Annotated in this window: 7 protein-coding genes and 2 pseudogenes; 2 read left to right on the top strand and 7 right to left on the bottom strand. The window is 43.6% G+C overall.

Going from position 1 to position 11,105, the window contains the following annotated elements; genetic code table 11:
* Positions 1–33: 33 nt before the first annotated feature.
* The 3 genes from B3J29_RS14265 to pheA all read right to left on the bottom strand — a co-directional run bounded on the left by B3J29_RS14265 (position 34) and on the right by pheA (position 4,551).
* On the bottom strand, positions 34–2,280 hold the full coding sequence (locus tag B3J29_RS14265) for a bifunctional prephenate dehydrogenase/3-phosphoshikimate 1-carboxyvinyltransferase (RefSeq protein ID WP_214002062.1): 2,247 nt from the start codon (positions 2,278–2,280) through the stop codon (positions 34–36).
* A gap of 3 nt (positions 2,281–2,283) precedes the next feature.
* On the bottom strand, positions 2,284–3,375 hold the full coding sequence (gene hisC / locus B3J29_RS14270; RefSeq protein ID WP_214002061.1) for a histidinol-phosphate transaminase: 1,092 nt from the start codon (positions 3,373–3,375) through the stop codon (positions 2,284–2,286).
* Between the two features lie 66 nt (positions 3,376–3,441).
* Positions 3,442–4,551 (bottom strand): prephenate dehydratase, encoded by a 1,110-nt coding sequence (pheA, locus tag B3J29_RS14275; RefSeq protein WP_034170724.1) that lies wholly within the window; start codon positions 4,549–4,551, stop codon positions 3,442–3,444.
* 487 nt (positions 4,552–5,038) lie between these two features.
* Between pheA and B3J29_RS14280 the strand changes: the two are divergent.
* Positions 5,039–5,555: pseudogene (locus B3J29_RS14280) on the top strand (DJ-1/PfpI family protein).
* A gap of 83 nt (positions 5,556–5,638) precedes the next feature.
* Here the strand turns inward: B3J29_RS14280 and B3J29_RS14285 are convergent.
* Positions 5,639–6,781 (bottom strand): annotated as a pseudogene (locus B3J29_RS14285) (acyl-CoA dehydrogenase family protein).
* 167 nt (positions 6,782–6,948) lie between these two features.
* Entirely contained in the window at positions 6,949–8,292 is a 1,344-nt protein-coding gene (locus tag B3J29_RS14290; RefSeq protein WP_004784235.1) for a dicarboxylate/amino acid:cation symporter, read from the bottom strand.
* Between the two features lie 414 nt (positions 8,293–8,706).
* Here B3J29_RS14290 and B3J29_RS14295 point away from each other — a divergent pair, with 414 nt between their 5' ends.
* On the top strand, positions 8,707–9,708 hold the full coding sequence (locus B3J29_RS14295; RefSeq protein ID WP_214002060.1) for a glycosyl transferase family protein: 1,002 nt from the start codon (positions 8,707–8,709) through the stop codon (positions 9,706–9,708).
* A gap of 59 nt (positions 9,709–9,767) precedes the next feature.
* Here the strand turns inward: B3J29_RS14295 and B3J29_RS14300 are convergent, their stop codons facing one another.
* Positions 9,768–10,040: a YeaC family protein gene (locus B3J29_RS14300; protein ID WP_004784238.1), complete on the bottom strand. Its 273-nt coding sequence runs from the start codon at positions 10,038–10,040 to the stop codon at positions 9,768–9,770.
* 2 nt (positions 10,041–10,042) lie between these two features.
* Positions 10,043–10,981: an NAD(+) kinase gene (locus B3J29_RS14305; protein WP_214002059.1), complete on the bottom strand. Its 939-nt coding sequence runs from the start codon at positions 10,979–10,981 to the stop codon at positions 10,043–10,045.
* Positions 10,982–11,105: the final 124 nt, after the last annotated feature.

An 11,105-nucleotide genomic window follows, 5' to 3' on the forward strand; every position in this document is an offset into this window, starting at 1 on the left:
CAAAAGCTTGGCTGTTTCATGTAAATTTTAGAATTATTCTGTCACTTCAATCGCCAGACCAGCTTGAGAAGTCAGTTCAGTGAAGGTTGGGAAACTGGTTGCGACGGTTTCAGTCCCAACAATCTTGATTTCACCTGAGTTACGCAGACCTGCTATCGAGAAACTCATGGCAATACGATGATCATGATGCGATTCAATTTCACCGCCAGTAAAGATTGGTGACCAGTCGCCTGTCTTACCTTTACCTTCGATGATGATGCCGTCATCAGTTGGTGTGCAATCAATACCCATGGTTTTCAAACCATCAGCCATCACCTGAATACGATCAGATTCTTTGACACGCAGCTCAGCAGCACCAGTTAGAATCGTTTGGCCTTCTGCACATGCAGCAGCAATGAATAATGCCGGGAATTCATCAATTGCTAGTGGCACTTGGTCTTCTGGCATATGAATGCCTTTTAACGTACGTGTACCGCGAATACGAATGTCTGCAATCGGTTCACCGCCTGCAATACGTTCATTTTCAACAGTGATGTCCGCACCCATCTGTTTCAGGATTTCAATCACACCAGTACGGGTCGGGTTAATGCCTACCGCTTCCAAAGTCACGTCTGAATTTTCAGTAATCGCTGCACCGACCATAAAGAAAGCTGCAGATGAAATATCAGAAGGCACCTGAATGTTAGTACCCACCAGCTTGCCGCCACCTTGCAGGGAAATACGGTTGCCTTCAGTTTTTACTTCATAACCAAAAGCACGCAACATACGTTCAGTATGGTCACGGGTTGGTTCAGGTTCAGTCACTGAAGTTTCACCTTCCGCCCAAAGACCCGCCAGCAGAATACCTGATTTCACCTGAGCAGATGCCATTGGCAAGTCGTATTGAATACCTTTCAGGTTTTGATTACCCGTAATCGATACTGGTGGTGTACCACGTTCACCCGTAGTTTGAATCTGCGCGCCCATCAAACGTAATGGTTTTGCAATACGCTCCATTGGACGTTTAGACAGGGATGCATCACCCGTCATCACCGAATCAAATTTCTGAGCTGACAGCATGCCAGCCAGCAGGCGCATCGAAGTACCAGAGTTACCCATGTAAAGCGCAGACTTCGGTGCTTTCAGACCTTGCATACCCACACCATGAATGGTCACTTCACCATTTTTAGGGCCTTCGATGCTCACGCCCATGTCACGGAAGGCTTGTAAAGTTGCAAGTGCATCTTCACCCTCAAGGAAACCCGTCACATGCGTTGTGCCTTCAGCGATGGCACCAAACATGATGGAACGGTGTGACACAGATTTGTCACCTGGCACGGTAAATTTACCCTGGAACGTCTTGGCACCTGGTTGAATGGTAAATTGTTGTGTCACTTTATTTTTCTCCATGAGAGGTTTCTTGGCGAGCATATGATTGAAGTGCTGACGCGCGGCTTGCGCATGCCCCAACAAGCCCATTAAAGCTTGTGAATCTTCATCTTCAATCAGCTTGCGGATAATCGCGAGTTGAGCTTCAAAGCCGTCCACGGCATTGAGAATCGCCTTTTTATTAGCAAAAAAGATGTCATGCCACATTTGTGGATCACTGGCGGCAATACGCGAGAAGTCGCGAAAGCCACCGGCAGCATAACGAAAAATATCCAGATTGTCTTCGCGCTTGGCCAGTTGTTCGACCAGGTTGAAGGCCATCAGATGCGGAAGATGACTGGTATGGGCCAGCACTTCATCGTGCTTTTCCACATCCATACAAATCACTTCCGCTTTAGCCACCTGCCACAGTTGAATCAGTTTATCGACCGCCCATTGTCCGCTGCTTGGTAACGGCGTCAAAATCACCTTGTGATTGGCAAATAGATCGACCTTACCTGCATGCACGCCGGTATGTTCAGCACCCGCAATTGGATGCCCCGGCACAAAACCGGCTGGTAGATTTTCACCAAACACAGCTTTGGCTGCTTCTACCACATTGCCTTTGGTACTGCCAACATCGGTCAGAATGGCATTTTCCAACAAATAAGGCTTGATCGTTTCTAGCACTTTCTGGGTAGCACGAACAGGTAATGCCAGCACCACCAGATCTGCTCCTTTAACGGCTTCTATAGGATCTGCATAGCCGTGGGAAATCAGACCAAGTGCCTTGGCATCTTCCAAGGTTTTTTGTGAGCGGGTTGATGCCACGATGTCATTGGCTAAATGCTCAGCCTTGATGACACGCGCCAGACTTGAACCAATCAGTCCAAGTCCGATAAAGGCAACTTTTTCAAACAGTGGCTGCAACATAACTTAAGCTTTCGCCTCTAAGCCAAGCACTTTGCCTAATGCAGCAAGGAATTTGGCATTTTCAGCTTCAGTACCAATCGATACACGCAAGTGGTTTGGAATACCCACTGGACGCACGATCACACCTTCTTTCAACAACTTGTTAAATGTTTCCGCTGGATCAGCCTGTACATCGACCAAGATGAAATTCGCGCGTGAAGGTACATAGTTCAGGTCCAAAGCTTTGAAGCCAGCTTCTAGCTGTGCCATACCTGCTTTATTTACTTCACGAGATTTCTCGATGAATGCTTCGTCTTTCAGTGCAGCAACCGCAGCCACCATCGCTAAATGGTTGACGTTAAATGGCTGACGGATACGGTTCAGGTAATCAGTTACTTCAACAGATGCCAAAGCAAAACCAACACGCAGTGCAGCCAGACCATAGCACTTAGACAGCGTACGGCTCACGATCAGATTTGGATACTGTTTCAGGAATTTCAGGCTGTTGAAGTTTTCCGGGAAATATTCCACATAAGCTTCGTCCAGTACCACGATGACATTCGCTGGCACTTTCTGCATGAAGGCTTCAAATTCAGCTTCTTCAAACCAGGTGCCTGTCGGGTTGTTCGGGTTCGCAATAAAGATCAGCTTGGTGTTGTCTTTCACCGCAGCCGCCATCGCTTCAAGGTCATGTGAGAAACCTTTTGCTGGGACTTCAATTGCTTCTGCATTAATCGCTTGAGTGACCAATGCATATACCGCAAATGCGTGCTGGCTATAAATCACTGAATCTTTTTCAGAAACAAATGCACGGGCAAATATTTCAAGTAAGTCGTTTGAACCATTACCCAAAGTAATCTGATCATGATCAAAACCGAATTGTGTCTTGATCTGATCTTTCAGGATAAAGCCACCGCCATCAGGATAACGGCCAATTTCCGCCAGTTCCGCAGCCACTGCTTCTTTGACTTTATCTGAACAGCCCAGCGGGTTTTCATTTGAAGCCAGTTTTACGATACCAGTGATGCCCAACTCACGCTCAAGTTCATTGATCGGTTTACCTGGTTGATATGGCTTTAATTTAGAGATGCCTTCATTGGCTGGGACAAACGACATTTTATACTTCCGATTTACAGATGAAACAGTGGTTAGCACCCTCGCACTAACCACGAAAGGCTGCTTTTATAAAACAGCTGCAGGATATGAACCAAGCACGCGGACTTCTTTCACAAGCGGACGAATTTCTTCGATCGCAGCTTTAACATTTTCCTGCTCAATATGACCTTCAAGATCGATAAAGAATACATAAGCCCATTTTTCAGGAAGTGCAGGTCGAGTTTCAATACTGGTTAGACTAATGTTGTGTTTGGCAAATGGAGCCAGAATTTCCAGCAATGCACCGGCACGGTCATGTGCAGAAACCAGTAATGAAGTTTTATCATTACCACTTTGTGGCACTTTTTCACGGCCAATTACCAGGAAGCGTGTAGTGTTTTCTGGATTGTCCTCAATATTGCTGTGCATAATCTCAAGATTATAAATATTCGCAGCAATTTCAGAAGCAATCGCAGCAGAATGCCATTCATTCTGAATACGGCGCGCAGCTTCAGCATTTGAACTGAGTGCCACACGTTCTACACCTGGATAATGAGCATCCAGCCATTTACGGCACTGAGCCAGAGTTTGCTGATGTGCATAGATCTGTTTAATACTGTCTTTACGGGTATTTTCAGAGATCAGGAACTGGTGATGAATGGGTAATTCTACTTCGCCAATCACATTCAGATGCGAAGTCTTGAAACAGTCTAAAGTGTGGTTCACTACCCCTTCAGAGGAGTTTTCAACCGGTACCAGACCATAATGTGCACTGCCCGCTTCTACTTCACGGAACACTTCATCAATGGTGGGTAATGGACGAACCACAGCATCATGACCAAAATGTTTCAATACTGCTGAGTGTGTGTAGGTACCAACAGGTCCCAAGAATGCAATACTTTGCGGTGCTTCAAGCGCCAAACAAGCCGACATGATCTCGCGGAACAGACGTGCCATCGTCGTATCTGACAATGGTCCTTCATTGCGCTCCATAACATTGCGCAAAACCTGTGCTTCACGTTCCGGACGGTAAAACAGCGGATTTTCTTCAGATGCGAATTTCGCTTTTGCTACAGCCTCAGCCAAACGTGCACGACGGTTAATCAATTGCTGGATTTGTTGATCAACTGAATCGATATCTTCACGAATTTTAGCCAAATCTAAAGAAGCCGTTGTGTTTTGATCGTCGTTGATCATCGTGATGTCGCCCTTCATAAACCTTATCTGTGCAGTATAACAATTAGTGCGCTGCAAATGTTACACAATATAACTTTAGTAGATTAATTCTTAAAAACAGGGAGTTGATTTTAACCGTTCATCGCTTTAGTCATATCTGGTAACATTTCTTTCAGCATTTTCGCATGTTTTACATTATCAAATTGTAAACTTTGCCCGCTCATCTTAACTGATTTCTATCAAGATGAAATATCACTATTTCTTAATTTACATAACGATTTTAAGCATAAGAAAATAAAAATAAAGCCATCTCAATACCTCTAGTTTGACTACTTAAAATCTGAGTGGCAGTTCACAATAAAATGCACATAGAAAACTGTTTTTTTAATCATTTTCCTTTGATTTAATTGGATTTTTTACACTAAATCACTATTTAGTTACAAAGCAGAGACGTTTTTTAAACCTTAAATCGCTAGTCTAATTTAAAACTATATTGGGGGTGCCTATAATGCCAAAAAGAATAGCGGTACTTGTAACGAATAATTTTGAAGATCTTGAATATACTGAGCCTGTTGCGGCCTTACTCGCTGCAGAGCACAGTGTCTGTAATATTGAACTACATGCCGGAAAAGTCGTACATGGTCCATGGCCAGTCGAGTGTAACCATTGATCGGGGAATTGATCATATCAGTATTGATGATTTTGATGGCCTACTTATTCCGGGCGGTGAATCGCCTGTATCCCTCACCAACGATACGCGAGTCTTACATTTCATTCAGGCTTTTAATGAGGCCAAAAAGACCATCTTCAGTCTTTGTGACGCATCTTTATTACTCAGTGAAGCTGATGTTTTAAAGAACCGCATTATTACCAGTATCCGTGCGCATGCACCTCGGGTACAACATGCGGGTGCGACTTATTATGATGTCGAACTGGTCAATGACAATAATCAGCTGATTTCATCTCGAGTACCAAATGATTTGCCAATTTTTATTCATGAATGTCTGGATGTATTAAAATCTTAAAATAATAAAATATCTAGATTTCAAGAATATTCTTTCCATAAAAAAAGAGTCCATTTCGGACTCTTTTTTTTATCTGTTAAGTTTTAACGTCCAAGCAGACCGCGAGCGACAATTTCTTTCATGATTTCATTGGTACCGCCATAGATCCTTTGAATGCGGGCATCAACAAAGAAACGCGAAATCGGATATTCAGTCATATAGCCATAACCACCAAAGAGCTGAAGCAGATTGTCAGCAACTTTCATCTGCATATCTGTTGAGAAGCTCTTTAGCGCTGCTGCAGTTTCAACATCTAGCTTGCCTTGCATATACAACTCAACATTCTGGTTATAGAAAGCTGCTGTTGCCAGCTCGTCAATCTTGGCCTGTGCCAGTACAAAACGGGTATTCTGGAACTGACCAATCGCCTGACCAAAGGCCTGACGCTCTTTGACATATTGAGTCGTTACATCAATCGAGCCACGAATGGCGCCCAGTGCAGTAGCAGCAATAGCGGTACGTTCACGTGGGAGTTCCTGCATTAGGTATACAAAGCCCTGACCTGGCTGACCCAGCAACTGATCTTTCGGTACTTTGACATTATCGAAGAACAGCTCTGAAGTATCCTGTGAATGCAGACCAATCTTGTCCAGATTCTTACCTTTTTTAAAGCCTTCCAGATGCGTATCCACCAGCATCAAAGACACACCTTTGGCGCGTGCTTGCGGATCGGTTTTCACGGCTAATACGACTAAGTCAGCATGCTGACCATTAGAGATAAAAGTTTTAGAACCATTCAATAAATAATGGTCATCCTGCAAGATGGCATTGGTTCGCATGGCTTGCAGATCAGAACCAGCACCCGGCTCAGTCATGCCAATCGCACCGACCACTTCACCAGACACCATTTTCGGTAACCAGTATTTTTTCTGTTCTTCAGTACCAATATGCAGGATATACGGCGCTGCGATATCCGAATGGCAAGACAGACCAGTTGAAATTGCGCTATAGCCTGCTCTTGCCGACTCTTCGATTAACATCAGGGAATAGTGGGTCGGAACACCGTAGCCACCATATTCTTCCGGAACATCGACACATAAGAAGCCATTTTCACCCATCGCATTTCAGACCGAACGCGGCATCATGCCTTCACGCTCCCACTCTTCATAGTAAGGCGCTACATGTTCATTCATAAAGCGTTTGAAATTGTCGCGGAAAAGTTCCAGGTCAGCATCGTAAGCCAGCATTCTTTTATCCTTATCGTGTTTATCGTTTTATTTCCTGTGCACAGGCTAACTATTTTTAGAAAGGCTGTCATGTGCCTGACTTATTTTTTCGCTAACTTCACAGTCAGATAAAAATAAAAAAGGAAGCCGAAGCTTCCTTTTTTATGACCTACAAGACGAACTCGAATTTAATGAGCGTTGTTGCCTTCCTGCGCCATTTTTTCATCAATTTCAGCCGGATTTGCTAATGCATAGTTCAGCTTGTCCATGTCTAACTGACCGACCCATTTTGCTACAACCAGAGTTGCCAAAGAGTTACCGACCAGATTGGTCAAGGCACGAGCTTCAGACATGAAGCGGTCAATACCGAGAATCAAGGCCAGACCTGCAACCGGAATATTACCTACAGCCGCTAAGGTTGCTGCCATCACGATAAAGCCTGAACCAGTTACACCCGCTGCACCTTTAGAAGAAATGAGCAATACGAGAAGCAAGGTAATCTGGTGAGACAAATCAAGTTGCGTATTGGTCGCCTGTGCAATGAAGATTGCCGCCATTGTCAGGTAAATCGAAGTACCATCCAGGTTGAATGAATAACCTGTTGGAATGACCAGACCTACCACTGACTTTTCAGCACCTGCAAGCTCAAGTTTTTTCAGCATACGTGGCAATACAGATTCAGACGATGAAGTACCCAGTACAATCAACAGCTCTTCACGAATCAGGCGAATCATCTTGACAATGCTAAAGCCGGTAAAACGAGCAATTGAACCCAGCACAATAAAGATGAACAGCAAACAGGTGATATAGAAGCAGATGATCAACTGGGCCAATTGCGCCAGAGAACCGATCCCATATTTACCGATCGTGAAAGCCATCGCACCAAATGCACCAATAGGCGCAAGTTTCATGATCATGTTCACGATGTTAAAGAACACATGTGAAATCTGATCTACCAGTTTGAGGACTGGCTTACCTTGTGCACCCAGTTTGTGTAATGCAAAACCGAACAGGATCGCAAATAAAAGGACTTGCAGGATTTCGCCTTCAGCAAATGCTCCAACCACCGTATTTGGAATGATATTCATAAAGAAATCAACGGTAGACTGAGAAGCACCCGACTCTACATATTTAGAAATCCCGGCCGTGTCCAGCGATGCCGGATCAACATTCATCCCAACGCCTGGCTTGGCAATATTGATTACCAGAAGACCAATGATCAGCGCTATCGTTGACACGATTTCGAAGTAAAGTAGAGCGACACCACCAGTTTTACCAACTGATTTCATACTCTCCATGCCTGCGATCCCACTAACCACGGTACAGAAAATCACAGGTGCGATGATCATTTTAATTAAACGGATAAATGCATCACCCAGCGGCTTCAGTTGTTCGCCCAAACCTGGAACATATTGTTCTGCACCATTAATGATTTGTGTACCACTTGGCGAGAAATGTCCGACGAGGATACCCGCAATAATGGCTACAATCACTTGAAAATAAAGCGACTTATAAATTGGTTTTTTAGCCATAACCTTACTTCACGATATACTTCTAACCAGAAGCAATATTCAGTTTTCACTTATTTTTAAAAAACAAGCGTCCAATACTTCATTGTCTGAAACAAAAAAGTGCCTATGTATCAAAAAATTAATCTGATACTGAAATTAGAATGTGTATGTACATTTAACAATCACAGGAACACTGATCTTTAAGAAAAGTCAGTGCATTGATCAGAAGATAAAGCAAACACAAGAATTGCGTGAAATTTTAACCGCTTTTTAGACTTTTGTTTAACCCGAAATGTTAAATTTGCCTAAATACTAAACAATACCTCTTAGACTATAGTCTTATAAAACTATAATAATTCTGCAAAATAAGAAGGTGAAATACCAATATCAGCGTAAAATATGCCAATACTTGATGAACATGATTGATCTATGCCCATGACCACAAAGCGAAATATATATAAAGATGCCGAACATCCTTTTGCCCAATTTATTCGTATTATTGGCAAGGGAAAAAATGGTGCACGTTCTTTAAGCTATGAAGAAGCCTATCAGGCTTTTAGCATGATCCTGAAAAATGAAGTACTGGACGTACAACTGGGCGCTTTTCTGATGCTATTACGTGTCAAGGAAGAATCTGTTGATGAACTCGCAGGCTTTGTGCAGGCAACCCGTGACCAGCTGAATTTTAAGGCACTGGATGTTGATCTGGACTGGTCTTCTTATGCAGGCAAACGCAAACATTATCCCTGGTTCATTCTGGCTGCGCTTACTCTTGCCAAGCATGGCTATAATATCGTGATGCATGGTGTTTCAGGTCATACCTTGAATCGGGTCTATACCGAACAGGTACTTAACTACTTAGGCTATCCAATCTGCCAGAATGATGCTGACGTGGAACAGCAGCTTAAAGACAAACATTTTGCTTACCTGCCTTTGGAGGTGATCTCTCCAATTCTGGCTGAGCTGATCGGGCTACGTAATGTTATGGGTCTACGCTCCCCGATTCATACACTGGCACGTCTGATTAATCCATTTAATGCCAAAGCGACTTTACAGGCTATTTTCCACCCTGCTTATCGTAGTTCACATCAGCAGTCCGCTTATAAGTTAGGTTATCAAAATAGTGCAGTCATTAAAGGTGAAGGTGGCGAATTTGAACGTAACCCGGATGCCAAAACTTTAATCTGCGGGATTAAGAATGGCGAACTTTATGAGCACGAATTACCAAAACTGACCGACAACCGTAGTCCGATTGAAGAAGAGCTGGATCTGACTGTATTTAAACAAGTATGGGAAGGTCAACGCTCACATGAATATGGTGAGATCGCAGTTGTCGAAACTATGGGCATTGCACTGTATACCATGGGCGAATGTGACAGCTATGAAGTAGCGATGCAAAAAGCTAGAGAGCTCTGGAATAGCCGCCTTTCAGTTTGATCAAGCCAAAAAACAGACATTAAAAAAGACCACATCTGTGGTCTTTTTTTCGGTTTCGATTAAACGAAACGGATTGGCTTGAATTCCGGCTCATTTTTGTGATGATCATCGTCACACTGTTCACCTTCTTCTTTAGTGCCACGATCGATATAACCACTACGTTCGGTTTCTGGCAGGTTTTTCATTTCCCAAGCATAGACAGCCTGCATACAGGTCTGACGCTGTTCCTGAGTCAGTGCCACACCATTCGGCCACTTGCCAATTTCAATGGCTGTTCTTAAGCGTTCTACAATCTCAGGATTGAGTACGGCAAGCATTTGTTCAATATTCATATTTAATCCTGCTTAAGATAGTCGAAGTCCTGATTCCAGCCCAGTTTGGTTCGACATGCATTATAGAAGTCATAACCTGGCGGATGCAGAAGATTCAGTTTAAAGGGATGCTTACGAATATGGACGCTATCGCCAACATTCAAAGACACACTGTGTTGTCCATCCGCACTCACCATCGGCAGTACGCGATTTTCACGAATCATTAGTTTAATTTCACTATGCCCTCCGACCACAATCGGACGTGAAGACAAGGTATGCGGATGCATCGGCACCAGCACAATTGCATCCATACTTGGATGCACAATCGGTCCACCACCCGACAGTGCATAGGCTGTTGAACCGGTCGGTGTAGATACAATCAGGCCATCACTATGCTGGCGATAGACATATTGTCCATCAATATTCAGCTCGAAATCAATCATGTGTACCGATTTACCTGAGTGCAAGACCACATCATTCAAAGCAATCGCGTCATAGATGATTTCACCTTTAGAGCGAACTTCCATTTCCAATAAGAAACGGCGTTCTGTCTGAAAATCACCTTTTAATACCTGATCCAGTTTAAAGATGACTTCAGTTGGCTTGATATCGGTCAGGAAGCCCAAACGACCACGGTTCACCCCGATCACTGGCGTATTGTATTTTACCAATGCCCGCGCTGCATGTAACAGTGAACCATCCCCACCTACCACAATCACCAGATCAACCACTTCGCCCAACAAGGCGCGGCTAACTGTTTGGGTATTCTGATAAGGAACCAGTTCAGCTGTATCTGCATCAAAAACAGGATGTAGACCTAAATTGAGCAGATGATCGTGGATCAGGCATAAGGTTTCAACCACTGAAGATTTATCCGGGCGTCCAATCAACCCGATATTTCGAAATGTCTTGTGGGAAATTTGCACCAGTGTCGTCGCTCCGCTTCGAATCCTGCTTATCATAACATTAAGCTTGAATAGGATGACAATTTATAACATGACAAAGCTATGCAGGATTGAATTGAAATAGATTGAAATTAAGGAGAAAATGTGAAGTTTAATTTTAATTTTAATCTCAATAATTGAT

Source organism: Acinetobacter sp. UBA5984, assembly GCF_002429925.1.
Lineage (GTDB): Bacteria > Pseudomonadota > Gammaproteobacteria > Pseudomonadales > Moraxellaceae > Acinetobacter > Acinetobacter variabilis.

Coding starts and splice junctions, on each gene's coding strand:
- B3J29_RS14265 (WP_214002062.1), bottom strand. CDS start 2,280: ATGTTGCAGCCACTGTTTGAAAAAGTTGCCTTTATCGGACTTGGACTG.
- hisC (WP_214002061.1), bottom strand. CDS start 3,375: ATGTCGTTTGTCCCAGCCAATGAAGGCATCTCTAAATTAAAGCCATAT.
- pheA (WP_034170724.1), bottom strand. CDS start 4,551: ATGATCAACGACGATCAAAACACAACGGCTTCTTTAGATTTGGCTAAA.
- B3J29_RS14290 (WP_004784235.1), bottom strand. CDS start 8,292: ATGGCTAAAAAACCAATTTATAAGTCGCTTTATTTTCAAGTGATTGTA.
- B3J29_RS14295 (WP_214002060.1), top strand. CDS start 8,707: ATGACCACAAAGCGAAATATATATAAAGATGCCGAACATCCTTTTGCC.
- B3J29_RS14300 (WP_004784238.1), bottom strand. CDS start 10,040: ATGAATATTGAACAAATGCTTGCCGTACTCAATCCTGAGATTGTAGAA.
- B3J29_RS14305 (WP_214002059.1), bottom strand. CDS start 10,981: ATGATAAGCAGGATTCGAAGCGGAGCGACGACACTGGTGCAAATTTCC.